11 protein-coding genes are annotated in these 14,323 nt (G+C 73.5%); 6 read left to right on the top strand and 5 right to left on the bottom strand.

Going from position 1 to position 14,323, the window contains the following annotated elements; genetic code table 11:
* Nucleotides 1-359: 359 nt before the first annotated feature.
* Entirely contained in the window at nt 360-1,784 is a 1,425-nt protein-coding gene (locus ABD339_RS23710) for a protein phosphatase 2C domain-containing protein (protein WP_344568447.1), read from the top strand.
* A gap of 72 nt (nt 1,785-1,856) precedes the next feature.
* On the opposite strand, the gene ABD339_RS23705 is transcribed toward ABD339_RS23710, so the two are convergent.
* Together ABD339_RS23705 and ABD339_RS23700 are read right to left on the bottom strand one after the other, a co-directional pair.
* Nucleotides 1,857-3,083 (bottom strand): DUF2637 domain-containing protein, encoded by a 1,227-nt coding sequence (locus tag ABD339_RS23705; protein ID WP_344568446.1) that lies wholly within the window; start codon nt 3,081-3,083, stop codon nt 1,857-1,859.
* Nucleotides 3,084-3,397: 314 nt separating this feature from the next.
* Nucleotides 3,398-4,255: a (2Fe-2S)-binding protein gene (locus ABD339_RS23700; RefSeq protein ID WP_344568445.1), complete on the bottom strand. Its 858-nt coding sequence runs from the start codon at nt 4,253-4,255 to the stop codon at nt 3,398-3,400.
* 118 nt (nt 4,256-4,373) lie between these two features.
* On the opposite strand from ABD339_RS23700, the gene ABD339_RS23695 reads away from it, so the two are divergent.
* A complete protein-coding gene (locus ABD339_RS23695) occupies nt 4,374-5,222 on the top strand; it encodes a GntR family transcriptional regulator (RefSeq protein WP_344568444.1) in 849 nt (282 codons plus the stop codon).
* 45 nt (nt 5,223-5,267) lie between these two features.
* Here ABD339_RS23695 and ABD339_RS23690 read toward each other — a convergent pair whose 3' ends face one another.
* The gene (locus tag ABD339_RS23690) at nt 5,268-6,251 is read right to left on the bottom strand and encodes an alpha/beta fold hydrolase (RefSeq protein WP_344568442.1); all 984 of its coding nucleotides are present in this window, start codon (nt 6,249-6,251) and stop codon (nt 5,268-5,270) included.
* Nucleotides 6,252-6,384: 133 nt separating this feature from the next.
* Here ABD339_RS23690 and ABD339_RS23685 point away from each other — a divergent pair, with 133 nt between their 5' ends.
* A complete protein-coding gene (locus ABD339_RS23685) occupies nt 6,385-6,975 on the top strand; it encodes a TetR/AcrR family transcriptional regulator (RefSeq protein ID WP_344568441.1) in 591 nt (196 codons plus the stop codon).
* A 70-nt stretch (nt 6,976-7,045) separates the two neighbouring features.
* Here the strand turns inward: ABD339_RS23685 and ABD339_RS23680 are convergent, their stop codons facing one another.
* Complete coding sequence (locus ABD339_RS23680; RefSeq protein WP_344568440.1) at nt 7,046-7,819, bottom strand: hypothetical protein; 774 nt, start codon at nt 7,817-7,819, stop codon at nt 7,046-7,048.
* A 317-nt stretch (nt 7,820-8,136) separates the two neighbouring features.
* Nucleotides 8,137-10,038: a PucR family transcriptional regulator gene (locus tag ABD339_RS23675; protein ID WP_344568439.1), complete on the bottom strand. Its 1,902-nt coding sequence runs from the start codon at nt 10,036-10,038 to the stop codon at nt 8,137-8,139.
* A 323-nt stretch (nt 10,039-10,361) separates the two neighbouring features.
* Between ABD339_RS23675 and ABD339_RS23670 the strand changes: the two genes are divergently transcribed.
* From ABD339_RS23670 to ABD339_RS23660, 3 genes are read left to right on the top strand one after another with little or no spacing between them, the layout of a single operon-like run.
* On the top strand, nt 10,362-11,267 hold the full coding sequence (locus ABD339_RS23670; RefSeq protein ID WP_344568438.1) for an FAD binding domain-containing protein: 906 nt from the start codon (nt 10,362-10,364) through the stop codon (nt 11,265-11,267).
* On the top strand, nt 11,258-11,785 hold the full coding sequence (locus ABD339_RS23665) for a (2Fe-2S)-binding protein (protein ID WP_344568437.1): 528 nt from the start codon (nt 11,258-11,260) through the stop codon (nt 11,783-11,785). The genes ABD339_RS23670 and ABD339_RS23665 overlap by 10 nt, the downstream gene beginning before the upstream one ends.
* 1 nt (nt 11,786) lies before the next feature.
* Nucleotides 11,787-14,255, top strand: coding sequence for a xanthine dehydrogenase family protein molybdopterin-binding subunit (locus ABD339_RS23660; RefSeq protein WP_425576072.1), 2,469 nt, complete (start codon nt 11,787-11,789; stop codon nt 14,253-14,255).
* Nucleotides 14,256-14,323: the final 68 nt, after the last annotated feature.

Below are 14,323 nucleotides of genomic sequence, written 5' to 3'. Positions count from 1 at the left end.
GGTGGCTCCGGCGCCGACCGCGATGACGGCCAGCACGGCGGCGGTGCAGCGTACGGCGCGGTTGAGCTTGGCGGACATGGTTCCTCTTTTCCGGCGCCGGGCTCCCGTCCGGCACTCCCCGTATCCCGTCGCACCCGCTCGTCGTGGCGAGTGCGTCTTACGGAAGGTGAGATGGGCCCGGAGCCACGAATGTTCACGGGATCGGGGGAAAAGATTGTCCGGACCCTGTAACGGCCAACGGCCCTTGTCGCCGCCGCACATCACGGCAGGGGGTCGCGGCGACGGCGAGAGGGACGGCCCTTCTCCGCCGTTCTGCCGTACGGGGTTCCCGTCGGATGTGTGCGCGAGACAATGAGCGGATGAGCGAGCAGGGGGCACGCGACGAGGGACGGGACGGGGAACGCGACGAACGCGGCGGGCAACAGGCGGACTGGTGGGCCCAGTTGTACGACGTCACCGCCTCCGACACCGGCAGGACCCGTGCCCCCGACACCCTGGACGACCGCTTCGCCTCGGTGGCCCGCACCCTGGCGCCACGGGAAGCCCCGGCACCGGGAGAAGCCCAGGCACCGGGAGAAGCCCCGGCACCGGGAGAAGCCCCGGCATCGGGGGAGGTGCCGGAGGCACCACGGGGCGGAGCCGGTTCCGCCCGGACCCTCACGGAGGAGCCGGACGAGGCGAGGGGCGGGGAGTGGGACGAGGAGCCGGACGAGGACGGGGAGATTCCGGCCGCCGACCCCGCCGCGCTCTCGGTGCTGGTGGCCGATGTCGCGCTGGACGGCGGACGGCACGGCGGGCTGACCTTGCGGGCCGCCTCGGTACGGGGAGCCGGGGCACGCCGGGCGGGGACCTTGCGCGGGGACGCGCTGCTGACCGTGCGGTTCGGCGTCGGGGAGGGCGCGCTGTTGCTGGTGGCCGTCGCCGCCGGGGCCTGTGACGGGGCCTGGGCGCACCGGGCGGCGCGCGAGGTGTGTCACTCGATCGGGGCCGCCGTGGGCCGCAGTCATGCCCGGCTCGTCGAGGACATCCGCGCGGGCCGCAGGGGCTCGCTCAAGTCCGGGCTGCACCGCCTCACCGGCCGCACCTTCGGAAAGCTGCGCGCCCAGGCGGCTGCGCTGGGCCTCGAACCGGAGCAGTACACGGCCGATCTGCGCTGTCTGCTGCTGCCCGCCGACCCTCGCTGCCGTACGCGGATCTGCTTCGGTACCGGGGCGGGCGGCCTGTTCCGGCTGCGGAACGGCCACTGGCACGACATCGAACCGCAGGCCGCGCGCGGCGAGTTCACGCCGGGTGAGGCCGCGTCCCGTGAAGCCGTGCCCCGTGAAGCCAGGTCTGGTGAGGTCACGCACACGGAGTCCGTCGGCGGGGCGGTGGTGGAATCCGGTGCCGCCCCCGCCCCCGGCGGGTGGTCCGGTCCCGGTCCGGCGCGGAACCCGGCGCCCGCCCCGCCCGACGACCCGGTAGCGCGGGCGGCGGCGGCACGTGACGGCTTCACAACGGAGCCACCGGTACCGGTCCGCGCCGAGCCGTTCCGCTTCCGCGCGTCCGTGGCGCGACCGGGCGACGTACTGCTGGTGTGCGGCCGGGGGTTCGCCGTACCGCTGCGTGCGGAACCCTCCTTCGCCGAGGAACTGGCCGGGCGCTGGACGGCCCGCACGGCTCCGCCCGGCCTCGCGGCCTACCTCGCCGATATCGGGACGCCGCTGAAGGGCCACGACCTCGACCGCACGGCCGTCACCGTGTGGGAGACGGCCGCGCGAGCCGGAAGGGGAGGGACGAGATGAACGACGGGGTGAGAGAGGTGAGAGGAATGAGAGGGCGAGTGGGATGAGAAGCGCGCGACGGCCGGGCGGCGACTAGCCGAACTGCCGCTCGATCTCGGCCAGTTTCTCCTCAAGGGAGTCGAGCCGAGGACTGGTCGCTGCCCGCTCCTCCCGGTTCCGCTTCTCCTGCGCGGCGCCGGTCTTCGCCTCCTCGGAGACGGCCTGGAGCGCGGGCCGGCCGCGTGCGGCGGAGGAGCCGATGACCTCGGCGGCCGGGAGCTGACTCGTCCCGGATATGTCCGCGGAATCGGCCACGGCGGCGGGCTGCGCGGCGGCGGGGAGCGTGGCCGCGGTGGTGGCCGAAGAGGCCCCGGAGCCGCCCGCGGTGAGTGAGCCTCCGGCGGCTGCAGGGCTTCCGGAGACGGCGGCGGATCCCGCGATCTCCCTGTTCACGTGGTGCGCCGGGGCGCCGCGCCCCCGGTTCCACAGCCGGTGCTGCCGGTTGAGGGCCTTGACCCGGGCCCGCTCCAGTCGCTCCTGCTCCCTCCTGCGCTGCCGCTCCTGCTCGTCGCGGCGCCGGTCCTCGCGTACCTCGTCCACGGCCTCGTCCAGGGTGCGTACGCCCTCCAGCAGCATCAGCGACCAGGCGCCGAACGTCTCGCGAGGTGCCCGCAGCCATCTGACGACCCGGATCTGCGGCAGCGGTCGGGGGACCAGCCCCTGCTCGCGCAGCGCGGCGCGGCGCGTCTGCTTGAGGGCGCGGTCGAAGAGGATCGCCGCCGAGAGCGACATCCCGGCGAAGAACTGCGGCGCGCCGTCGTGTCCCATGCCGCGTGGCGCGTGCACCCAGTTGAACCAGGCGGCGGCTCCGGCGAAGATCCACACCAGCAGCCGCGACCCGAGGGAGGCGTCGCCGTGGCTGGCCTCGCGTACGGCGATCACGGCGGAGAACATCGCGGCGCCGTCCAGGCCGAACGGGACGAGGTACTCCCAGCCGCCGCTCAGGCCCAGGTTCTGCCGGCCGAAGCCGACCAGGCCGTGGAAGGAGAGCGCCGCCGCGACGGCCGCGCAGCAGAAGAGGAGCAGATAGGCGGCCGTCGCGTAGAGGGTCTCCTTGCGGCGGCGCCGCTCCTCCAGGCGCTCCCAGGAGTCGGCCGGTGCGCTTCCGTGCTCCGTGTGCTCGCCGGTCCGGCCGCTCGCGGCGTCGTCGGCCTTGCCGTGGCGTCGGGAGCGGGCCATCACCAGCACCGCGGTGAGGGCGCCGACGAGCAGCACGGCGCTCGGCAGCACCCAGTTCAGCGATATGTCGGTCAGTCTCATGCGGGTGTGCCCCTTGCCGCACGGCGCCTGGGGCGTACGCGGCGCGAACACCGCGTACGCACGCACAGCGCCGCGCTCGCGCTCTGGCTTGCTTCGCTGTCGCCGAGCATCCTTACGGAACGCGGGCGCCCTTCCAGAGGGTTTCGGCGCAAGAGACCGCGAATAGGGGGCGTTGACCGTTGATCGGGCGCCTCTGGGTCGAACTCCCTTACGGGGGCGGGGATTTCGCTCGAAAAGATGTCAGCCGCGAGGGGGGTGTCGGCTGCGGGCGGGGTGTCGGCCGCGGGCCGGGAGGTCAGGTGTGGGCCGGGGTGTCAGGCGCGGGTGGCTGCCGTCATCCGCTCGACGCGCTCCGTGTCGCACGTGCGGGGACAGGTCACACAGGTGTCGGCGGGGCGCAGAGTGTAGAAGAGGCAGCAGCTCGCCCGGTCGCGGGTGGTGAGCCGCTCGCCGTCGGGGCCGCTCAGTTCGCGGAAGGAGGCGCCCCGGGTGAACGGCGCCAGCCGGCCGGGCAGCAGCCGCTGGGCCTCCGCCATGGCGCGCGGCTCCTCGCCCAGCAGGTGCCCCAGGTACCACAGGCCCTCGGTGATCTCGTCCGTCGCCATGCCCCACAGGGCACGCGCTCCGCGTCGCATGCGGGGCCCGAACCCTTCCAGTACGGGTGTCAGATGCTCGGCGACAGCGGCCCGCACCTCGGTACGCAGGGCTTCTTCGTCCGGTACGACGCGGGCCCCGGGTGCCGCCGAGGCCGGGTCGTCCGGCAGGCAGGCGAACTCCTCGACGTGTACGGCGAGCCGGCCCAGCGAGCGCTGGAAGGCGACGGCCTCCACGGGCACCTTCGGCACCCGGCGCTGGAGGAACCAGGGGATGGTGACGAGCAGGCAGGCCGGCCAGGCGTAGCGGTGCAGTCCGAAGCTGGCGATGACATCGGGCCGTCCGGGCTGTCCGTAATCCCGCAGGATCTGCTCCTCGTCCCAGGCGAGGAAGGCGTCCAGGGCCGGGCCGCCGGCCGCCAGTTCGCTCGCCCGGACCCAGCCGTCGCCCTTGGGAAGGGATTCACGCGTCGTGGCCTCGGTCACATCGAGTGACGGGAAGACCTCGGTCAGCCGTGCGTAGGCGGTACGGAGAGGGGAGACATCAGGGGCCACGGAGGTGAGGGTGGGTACGGCCATGGGAACCCCTGGATCGACGATCGTGAACAGGTAAGCCTTACCTTAGCTGATTGTCGCCGAGGTTTGATCTCGCGTCCCGTCCGCCTATCGTGCTCCACAACACCCTGGAGGGGGACAGATGGAGCAAACCGGAGCGGAGCCACTCATACAGCCCACGGCGGATGCCTCGATCGTGCCCGCCGTAGAGATGCCGTCCGCGTCCCGGCCCGCGCCCTCCCCCCGGACGCCTGCCCAGCGGGCGGGGGCGGGGCGCGACGCGCACCTCCCCGCGCGGCCCCGGGCCGCGGGCCCGGACGCGCGGGGCGAACCTGTGCACAGCGAGCAGCCGTCGCCCAGGGTCGTGCCCCAGCGGCACTCGGTGCGCGCCCAGATCCTCGAAGCCCTCCGCGAGGCGCTGCTGTGCGGTGAACTCGCCCCGGGCGAGGTCTACTCCGCGCCCGCGCTCGCCGAGCGCTTCGGCGTCTCGCCCACCCCTGTGCGCGAGGCCATGCAGCGGCTGGCGGTCGAGGGGGCCGTGCGGACCGTGCCCAACCGGGGCTTCCGCGTCGCCGAGCACAGCCCCCGCGACCTGGCCGAACTCGCGGAGATCCGGGCGCTGTTGGAGGTCCCGGCGGTGCTGGGACTCGCCACGGCCATCGCGCCCGAGCGGTGGGAGGGGCTGCGGCCGCTGGCCGAGGACACCCTGGAGGCGGCGACGCGCGGCGACCGTACCGCCTTCGCGGAGGCCGACCGGGCCTTCCACCGTTCCTTGCTGGAGCTGACCGGCAACCGGCAGCTCGTCGCCGTCGCGGAGGATGTGCAGCGCCGCGCGCACCTCTTGTCCGTACGGGCCGTACCCGCGCCGCGCCCCACCGACCTGCTCGCGGAGGCGGCCGACCACCTCGCGCTGCTGGACGCGCTGTCCGAGCAGGACGTGCCCGCCGTCGAACGCCTGGTGCGCGGCCACTTCCGGGAGAGCGGTGTGTGAGGTGACGTCGCGTCTGTCGTCACCGGAAGGTGCGGGGAAGCAGCGTCAGCGCCGACCGTGCTTCCGCCCGGTCTCGTCTTCGTTGTTCTCCTCGCCTTCATCGGCTTCGGTGAGGAAGCCGATCAGCGCGGCAGTGACGGCATCGGGCTGTTCGTCGGGGATGAAGTGTCCTGCGTCCGGCACGACGATCCCGGTGGCGTGGTCGGCCCACGGCCTGATGGAAGCCGCCATGTCGGGGATGGAGCCGTGGCTGCTGGAGATCCCGAGAACCGGGACACTCAGGCGCTGTCGTTCCAGGGCTTCGTGGTTCTTCCGCGCCGACTCGGCGGCGTCCCGGTAGTAGGCCAAGGATGCGCGGAGACCGCCGCCGGCGGCCACGGACGCGGCGTATTGCTCGATTTCGGCGCCGTCGAAGGTGTCGGAGGAGAGGGTCTTGACCTTCAGGAACCAGCCGACGTACTCCCGTTCGCGGCCGTCGAGCAGTGTCTCGGGCAGGTCGGGCACGAGGTGGAAGGCGAAGTGCCAGGTCTTCCACGCCTGCTCCGGGTCGGTCGGAACGGCGTCCGGGAGTGTGATGCCCGGGATGCCGGCGTCGAGCAGTGCCAGGCCACGCAGTTGGCTCTGGTACTTCAAGGCGAGGGAAAAGGCGACCCACGCGCCGATGTCGTGGGCGGCCAGCCAGTATGTCGAGACCCCGAGCGCTTCGACCGCGGCGTGGACGTGTGCGGCGACCGTGTGTGTGTCGTAGCTGATGTCCGGGCGTTCGGAGTGGCCCTGGCCCGGCAGGTCGATCGCGATGACGTGGAAGCGCTCGGCCAGGTCGGGCATCACCTTGCGCCATGCCCACCAGGTCTGCGGGAACCCGGCGAGCAGCACGACGGCCGGACCGTCCGCCCGGCCGCCCTCGACCGCGTGCAGCCGGACGCCGCCCGCTTCGACCCAACGGTGGGTGAAACCGGCCAGGTCGTGCAGCGGCAGGTCGCGCACCGGGTTGCCGGAGACGCGGGGGGCACTTGCGGGGTCGTTCATGACTTCTCCTCCAGTGGTGCGAGGCAGGGTGTCCGGCCACGCTCATGCCTTCACCGTAACCCATCTTGAACTGAATGGTTCATGATGGGATGATGGTCTCCACCGGGAAGGCGGAGCAGAAGGGAGGTGCGGCATGGCGGGCAAGAAGCAGTTCGACATCGCCACGGCGCTCGATGCCGCGATGATCCAGTTCTGGCGGGCCGGCTACGCGGACACGTCGGTGGACGACCTGTCCCGCGCGACCGGACTCAACCGCAGCTCCATCTACTCCTCCCTCGGCGACAAGGACGCGCTCTTCACACGCTGCCTGGAGCGCTACGCCACGCGTTACGGAGACAGGTACGACGCGGCGCTGTCCTGCGCCGCCGACCGGCCCCTGGCAGCCGCGCGGGCGTTCTTCGACGTCACCCTGGAACGCATCGCGGATCCCGGTCTGCCCGACGGATGCCTGGTGGCCCAAACTGTCATGGCGACCCCGGTGCTGAGCGCGAGCGTCGCGGCGCGTGCACGGGAGGCGATCGGCTTCCAGCACACCCGGCTACGCGCCGCGCTGAAGGCCGCCCGACTGCGCGACGAGGCGGCCGAGTCCTTCGCGACCCACCTCGCGGCCGTGAACCAGTCCCTCGCCGTCATGAGCAGAGCCGGCACGAGCACGGAGCAGCTGCGCGCCATCGTCGATGTGACCCTCGGCGCACTCGCGCGGACTCTCGGCGCGAGCGACTGACATGGTCCGGCACAGCGGCCTTCGCCGTCCGCCTGAGCGGAACCCGCATGCGGCAGGGGCGGTTGGCCGGTCAGCTCTCCTCGGCGCCCGCTTCCGGCCCCGCCTGCCCGGCGCCCGGCAGCCGGGTCGCGAGCCAGGTGGGGACTCCGCCCAGCAGGCGGACGAGACGGCCGGCCTCCTCGCGGAGCCTGGTCGCCTCCGGCTCGGGCTCCACCTCGGCCAGCGAGGCCAGCGCGGGCGCCATGCCCACCAGGAACCCCAGCTCCTCGCGCAGCCGCAGCGACTCGGTGAACCCGTGCCGTGCCTCGGCCAGTTCGCCCTCGCGTGCCGCGAGGCCCGCCAAGTGGCGCCAGGTGAACGAGCACAGCAGTAGATCGCCGCGCGAGGTGGCTCCCGCGTGCGCCCTGCGGTAGGCGGCACGGGCCGACTCGGGGGTCTCGCTCAGGTTCTCCGCGAGCAGGCCGCGGCGGAAGTCCAGCAGCGCGCGCCCCGGCGCGTGGGGCGCCAGCAGCGCCGCGGCCCGGCCGAGCGCGGCGCGCGCCTCGTCGGTCCGGTCGCGGACGCCCAGCACCGTTGCGGCGTAGGCGAGTTGGCCGCGCTCGCAGGCCGCCGCACCCCGGTCGTCGTCCACCTGGGCCACCGCCTCGGCCAGGCGCAGCGCGTCCTCGGCCGCCGGCCAGCCTTCGGCGGTGAACACGCAGCGCTCCACGAGCAGCGCGGCGCGGCCCAGTGCGGCCTGCGGATGGCCGGGTGCGTAGGGATCCAGGAGCGCTGCCGCGTCGTCCCAGCAGGCGCGCGAGCGCAGGCGCCAGAGGGCCCGGCCCAGCGGAGTGTCGGGGCCCATGGCGGGAGGCGGGTCCTGTCCCTCGCGCGCTTCTCCGGTCCCCGGCCCGCCGCCTGCTTCGGCGGCCCGCTCTCCGGCGGTGGAATGCGGCCTTCCCGAACGTGACATGGCGGTGTCCGCCACAGTGTCCTCCCCAAGCGCGCCATTGAGCCGGATGTGACCGCATCTCAGCACGGCGGGGCCCGCCCGGCCAAGGGGGCGGTGTGAATCAGTTCACAAAGTTTTACCCTGCGTGCGTTTCTGCCAAGTCCCGTAACGGCGTGGGGAGGTGGGCCACGACGCTCGCGCGCTGCCCGGCTCGCTGCCGGGGCCGGGGCTCAGCTCATCCGCAGGGCGAGGAAGAAGTCGAGCTTGTCCTCCAGGCGGGACAGGTCGCGGCCTGTGAGCTGTTCGATACGGGAGACGCGGTAGCGCAGCGTGTTGACGTGGAGGTGGAGGCGGGCGGCGCAGCGGGTCCAGGAGCCGTCCGAGGAGAGGAAGGCGTCCAGCGTGGGCACCAGTTCGGCGCGGTGCTTGCGGTCGTACTCACGCAGCGGGTCCAGCAGCCGGGCGGTGAAGGCGCGGCGCACATCGTCCGGCACGAACGGCAGCAGCAGGACGTGCGAGGCCAGTTCCTCGTGTCCGGCGGCGCGTACGGCGCCGGGGCGCGCGGCGGCGACGCGGCGGGCGTGCCGGGCCTCCTCCAGCGCGCCGCGCAGGCCCTCCGGCGAGTGCACGACGGCGCTCACCCCGAGCGTCAGCCGCCCGTCGTCGGCCAGGCCCCGCGCCAGCGGCTCGGTGACGGCGGCCAGCAGCGCGTGGGCCCGCAGGCCCTCGCCCCGGCCCGGCCCGGCGCCTGCGCCCATTCCCGCGAGCCCGGTCTGCCCGGCCGACGCGTACACGTCCGCCGAGCCGTTCGGCGCCCGGCCGTCGGAGGCCGGACCGTGCGGCTCCGGGCCACCCGCGCGCGGGCCGTCCGGAGAGTGCGGGAGGCCGGGGCCCGGACCGGAGCCCGGGCCGCGAGCAGGGCCGGTGTCGGCGTCGGGGGCCGCGTCCGCCCGGCCGGCCAGGAGCGTCTCGCCGCCCTCGTCCTCGCCGCCCGCCGGGATCGGCACGAGCGCGACGGCTTCGCCGTCCGCGGTGGCCACGGCGATGCGGTCGGCGCCGTCCGGGCCCGCCGTCGCCGGGTCCACCAGCAGCTCTTCGAGGAGCGACTGCGCGATGGCCCCGCCGTCCAGCCCGGCCGAGGGGTCGGCCGTCTCCCACTCGACGCGGGCCACGATCACCTGCCAGTGCGGCGCGGCCCCCAGCCCCGGCAGTAGCACCGGGGCGGCGACCCGCAGCCTGGCGGCGACCTCCGCGGGCGCCGCGCCGGTCTGCACCAGTTCCAGCACCTCCTGGGCCAGCCGGCGGCGCACGGTGCGGTCCGCGTCGCGCCGGTCGCGCTCGACGGTGATGAGCTGGGTGACGCCGTGCAGCAGGTCCAGGCGCTCGGCCGGCCAGTCGGCGGTGTCGGCGGCGACGGCGAGCAGCCAGTCGGACAGCACCGTCTCGCGCGGGTCCCGCACCCTGCCGCGTACGGGGAAGAGGGAGTAGGCGACCTGGTCCTCCACCGTCCGGTACGGGCCGCGCCGCCCGCCGCGTACGGCCGCCATGTGGGCGCCCGCCAGCCGGGCGGCGACGGCGTGCGGCAGCGCGGGGCCCTCGCTGGGCCCGGCGACCTGCCGCCCGGTGGGGGAGAGGACCCAGGCAGGCAGGTCCAGGTCGGAGCCGAGCAGGTCGAGCACCACATCGGGGCCGCCGCCCGCCGGGCCGGAGGACATCAGCCGCCGGTGCCGCTCCACCACGGCGGCCAGGTCCCCGGCCCGCTCGGTGGAGACCTGGCGCACCACGTGTTCGGTGATCGTGGCGAAGGCGACGTCCTCGGTGACCGCGAACAGCGGCAGCCGGTGCCGGGCGCAGGCGGCCACCAGGTCGTCGGGCACCATGCCCAGTTCGGCCTCGCCCGCGGCCAGGCCCGTGACGCCCGCCGTGGTGAGGATGCGCACGAAGGGTTCGGAGTCGGCGGGACCGTGCCGCCAGGCCAGCCCTGTCAGTACCAGTTCGCCGCCGGTCAGATAGCGGCTGGGGTCGCGCAGATCGGTGGTCATGACCCCGCGCACGGTCCGGTCCAGCTCGTCCTCGCCGCCGAGGAGTCGGAGGCCCAGGGAGCCGTTCTCCAGGAGTGCGCGCAGCCGCATCGTGTCCTCGCCTGCCGTTCTGTCTGTCGCCGGCCGGTACGCCGCCGGGGTGGTGTGTCTGTCGCCGGCCGGTGTGCCGGGCACTGCCGGTGAGGACGCCTTTCGAGTTGCCGGAGGAAGCCGTGAGGTTACTGGTCCCTGACTTTCGTCTGAATCTACAAGACCCGATGGCCGGCCAGCCAAACGCTTCATGTTTTCGGTGACTGCACCGGGAGGGGTACCTGTCTGTGTACTGACCGCACCTCCCGCCAGCACCGCAGAAGCCCGGCCCTCCCTCACGGTCGGCACCCGAAGACCGACCCGGCACACCGAGAAGAGACACCATGGAGTTCCTGCGCCCGGCCAGTTGGGAGGAGGCACTCGCCGCCAAGGCCGAGTTCCCCTCCGCCGTGCCCATCGCGGGTGGCACCGACGTCATGGTCGAGATCAACTTCGACCACCGCCGCCCCGGCCACCTGATGGACCTGAACCGGATCCGCGAGCTGCACGAGTGGGAGACCGGCGAGGAGAGCGTACGGCTCGGCGCCGCCGTGCCCTACGCGCAGATCATCGACCGGCTCGGCCGGGAACTGCCCGGCCTCGCGCTGGCCTCGCACACCGTCGGCTCCCCGCAGATCCGCAACCGCGGCAGCGTCGGCGGCAACCTGGGCGCCGCCTCCCCGGCGGGCGACGCGCACCCCGCGCTGCTCGTGGCGGGCGCCGAGGTGGAGGCCGAGTCGGTGCGCGGCACCCGGCTCATCCCCGTCGAGGACTTCTACACGGGCGTGAAGCGCAACGCGCTCGCCGAGGACGAGCTGATCAAGAACATCCACATCGAGAAGGCCGACGGACCCCAGCAGTTCTCGAAGGTCGGCACCCGCAACGCGATGGTCATCGCCGTGTGCGCCTTCGCCGTCGCCCTGCACCCCGCGACCCGCACCGTGCGGGCCGCCATCGGCTCGGCGGCCCCGACACCGCTGCGCGCCCGCGTCGCCGAGGACTTCCTGACGGCGGCGCTGGCGGACGGCGGGTTCTGGGACAGCGGCAAGGCGCTGGCCCCCGCGCTGGCCCGTGAGTTCGCCGAGTTGTGCTCCGGCGCCTGCAACCCCATAGACGACGTACGCGGCAGCGCCGCCTACCGCCGCCGCGCCGTGGGTGTCATGGCCCGCCGCACCTTGGGCTGGGTCTGGGAGAGCTACCGCGCCACCGGGAGCGGCCGTACCACCGAAGGAGGCGCGCAGTGCGCGTGACATTCACCGTCAACGGACGGCGGCACGAGGCGGACGACGTGTGGGAGGGCGAGTCGCTGCTGTACGTGCTGCGCGAGCGCATGGGGCTGCCCGGCTCCAAGAACGCCTGCGAACAGGGCGAGTGCGGCTCGTGCACCGTCCGCCTCGACGGCGTGTCGGTCTGCTCCTGCCTGGTCGCCGCCGGGCAGGCCGAGGGCCGGGAGATCCTCACCGTCGAGGGCCTGCCCGACCACGCGCGGGAGCGGGATGCCACCGGATCCTACGAGTCCGCCGACGGCACCCGGCTGGCCCCCGTACAGCAGGCGTTCATCGACGCGGGCGCCGTCCAGTGCGGCTTTTGCACCCCCGGGCTGCTGGTCGCCGCCGACGAACTCATCGAGCACAACCCGCGGCCCTCGGACGCCGACATCCGCGAGGCCCTGTCGGGCAACCTGTGCCGCTGCACCGGATACGAGAAGATCCTGGACGCCGTACGGCTGGCCGCCGCACGCGCCGACAGCGCGCCGGAGGTGGCCTGAGATGACCCGCACCACGCGACCGGCCCGCACCCCGGCCACCCCCGCCCCTGCTCCGTCGTCCACCCCGGCCCCGGCCGCCCGCACCCCCGTGCGGCCGACCCGCACCCCCACCCGGCTCGCCCAGGGCGCCGAGGCCCGGGGCGGAGTCGGGGACTCGCCGCTGCGGCCCGACGGCACCTTGAAGGTGACCGGCGAGTTCGCCTACTCCTCGGACATGTGGCACGAGGACATGCTCTGGGGCTGCACCCTGCGCAGCCCGCACGCGCACGCCGAGATCGTCTCCCTCGACATCAGCGAGGCGCTCGCACAGGCCGGGGTGCACACCGTGCTGACCTACGAGGACCTCCCCGCCGAGCAGAAGAACTACGGCCTGGAGATCCAGGACACCCCCGTCCTCGCGCACGGCCGCGTGCGGCACCACGGCGAGCCCGTCGCGCTGGTGGCCGCCGACCACCCCGAGACCGCCCGCCGCGCCGCCGCCAAGATCCGCGTCGAGTACCGCGAACTGCCCGTCGTGCACGACGAGGGGTCCGCGCTCGCCGAGGACGCCCCGCTGCTGCACCCCGGGCGCGACGACCACCATGCCCGTCACGTCCCGCACCCCAACATCGTGCACCGGCAGCCCATCGTGCGCGGCGACGCGGACGCGGCAGCCGCCCGTGCCGAGGTGATCGTGACCGGCGAGTACGAAGTCGGCATGCAGGACCAGGCGTTCCTCGGGCCCGAGTCCGGCATGGCCGTACCCGCCGAGGACGGCGGCGTCGACCTCTACATCGCCACCCAGTGGCTCCACTCCGACCTGCGCCAGATCGCCCCCGTGCTCGGACTGCCCGAGGACAAGATCCGGATGACGCTGGCCGGGGTCGGCGGCGCCTTCGGCGGACGCGAGGACCTGTCCATGCAGATCCACGCCTGCCTGCTGGCGCTTGTGACCGGCAGACCCGTCAAGATCGTCTACAACCGCTTCGAGTCCTTCTTCGGACACGTGCACCGCCACCCCGCCAAGCTCTGGTACGAGCACGGGGCCACCCGGGACGGCAAGCTCACCCACATGAGGTGCCGCATCGTGCTGGACGGCGGCGCCTATGCCTCGGCCTCCCCGGCCGTCGTCGGCAACGCCGCCTCGCTCAGCGCGGGCCCCTACGTCATCGACGACGTCGAGATCGAGGCCCTCGCCCTCTACACCAACAACCCGCCCTGCGGCGCCATGCGCGGCTTCGGCGCCGTCCAGGCGTGCTTCGCCTACGAGGCGCAGATGGACAAGCTCGCCGCCGAACTGGACCTGGATCCCGTCGAGTTCCGGCAGCGCAACGCCATGTCCCAGGGCACGGCGTTGCCCACCGGACAGGCCGTGGACTCCCCGGCGCCGGTCGCGGAGATCCTGCGCCGGGTCAAGGCCATGCCGCTGCCGAGGGAACGCCAGTGGGACACGGCAGGCGGCGCGCCGGACATCCGCGCGCTGCCCGGCGGACTGTCCAACACCACGCACGGCGAAGGCGTCGTACGGGGCGTCGGCTACGCGGTGGGCATAAAGAACGTCGGCTTCTCCGAGGGCTTCGACGACTACTCCACCGCGCGGGTGCGGCTGGAGGTCGTCGGAGGCGAGCCGGTCGCCATGGTCCACACGGCCGCCGCCGAGGTCGGGCAGGGCGGCATCACCGTCCACGCGCAGATCGCCCGCACGGAACTGGGCGTCACCCAGGTGGCCATACACCCGGCCGACACCCGGGTCGGCTCGGCCGGCTCGACCTCCGCCTCCCGCCAGACCTACGTCACAGGCGGCGCGGTCAAGCACGTGTGCGAGCTGGTGCGCGAGCAGGTGCTGGAGCGCGGACGGGCCCGGCTGGGCACCTTCCATCCGGCGTGGGCGACCGCCGAACTCCTGCTGGAGGAGGGCAAGGTCGTCACCGACGGCGGCGAGGTGCTCGCCTCCCTCGCCGACGTCCTCGGCGACGAGCCCATCGAGGCGGAGGACGAGTGGCGCCACCGGCCCACCGAGGCGTTCGACCTGAGAACGGGGCAGGGCTTCGGCCACGTCCAGTACTCGTTCGCCGCGCACCGTGCCGTGGTCGAGGTCGATACCGAACTCGGCCTCGTCAAGGTCATCGAGCTGGCCTGCGCCCAAGATGTCGGCAAGGCCATGAACCCGCAGGCCGTGGTGGGCCAGATCCAGGGCGGCACCACGCAGGGGCTCGGCCTCGCCGTGATGGAGGAGATCGTGGTCGATCCGCGGGCCAAGGTCCGCAACCCCTCCTTCACGGACTATCTGATCCCCACCATTCTGGACACCCCGACCATCCCGGTCGATGTCCTGGAACTCGCGGACGAGCACGCGCCCTACGGGCTGCGGGGAGCGGGAGAGGCGCCGACGCTGTCCTCGACTCCCGCCGTGCTGGCGGCGATCCGGGCCGCCACGGGACGCGCGCTGCCCCGGGTGCCGGTCCGGCCGGAGCACATCGTCGAGGTGTGATCCTTCCGGACCTTCCTGGCCTTTACTCTCCTTCCGCACCTTCCGCACCTTCCGCATCCATGCCCCAC

This window comes from Streptomyces axinellae, from assembly GCF_039532135.1.
In the GTDB taxonomy this organism is placed as follows: Bacteria; Actinomycetota; Actinomycetes; order Streptomycetales; family Streptomycetaceae; genus Streptomyces; species Streptomyces axinellae.
Note: the sequence above shows the minus strand (reverse complement) of the source record. Positions and strands in the feature narration are given on the sequence as shown.

Excerpts from the sequence above, each read along its gene's own strand:
- ABD339_RS23690 (WP_344568442.1), bottom strand. The coding sequence starts at position 6,251 with ATGAACGACCCCGCAAGTGCCCCCCGCGTCTCCGGCAACCCGGTGCGC.
- ABD339_RS23685 (WP_344568441.1), top strand. The coding sequence starts at position 6,385 with ATGGCGGGCAAGAAGCAGTTCGACATCGCCACGGCGCTCGATGCCGCG.
- ABD339_RS23675 (WP_344568439.1), bottom strand. The coding sequence starts at position 10,038 with ATGCGGCTGCGCGCACTCCTGGAGAACGGCTCCCTGGGCCTCCGACTC.
- ABD339_RS23710 (WP_344568447.1), top strand. The coding sequence starts at position 360 with ATGAGCGAGCAGGGGGCACGCGACGAGGGACGGGACGGGGAACGCGAC.
- ABD339_RS23660 (WP_425576072.1), top strand. The coding sequence starts at position 11,787 with ATGACCCGCACCACGCGACCGGCCCGCACCCCGGCCACCCCCGCCCCT.
- ABD339_RS23680 (WP_344568440.1), bottom strand. The coding sequence starts at position 7,819 with ATGGGCCCCGACACTCCGCTGGGCCGGGCCCTCTGGCGCCTGCGCTCG.
- ABD339_RS23695 (WP_344568444.1), top strand. The coding sequence starts at position 4,374 with ATGGAGCAAACCGGAGCGGAGCCACTCATACAGCCCACGGCGGATGCC.
- ABD339_RS23700 (WP_344568445.1), bottom strand. The coding sequence starts at position 4,255 with ATGGCCGTACCCACCCTCACCTCCGTGGCCCCTGATGTCTCCCCTCTC.
- ABD339_RS23705 (WP_344568446.1), bottom strand. The coding sequence starts at position 3,083 with ATGAGACTGACCGACATATCGCTGAACTGGGTGCTGCCGAGCGCCGTG.
- ABD339_RS23670 (WP_344568438.1), top strand. The coding sequence starts at position 10,362 with ATGGAGTTCCTGCGCCCGGCCAGTTGGGAGGAGGCACTCGCCGCCAAG.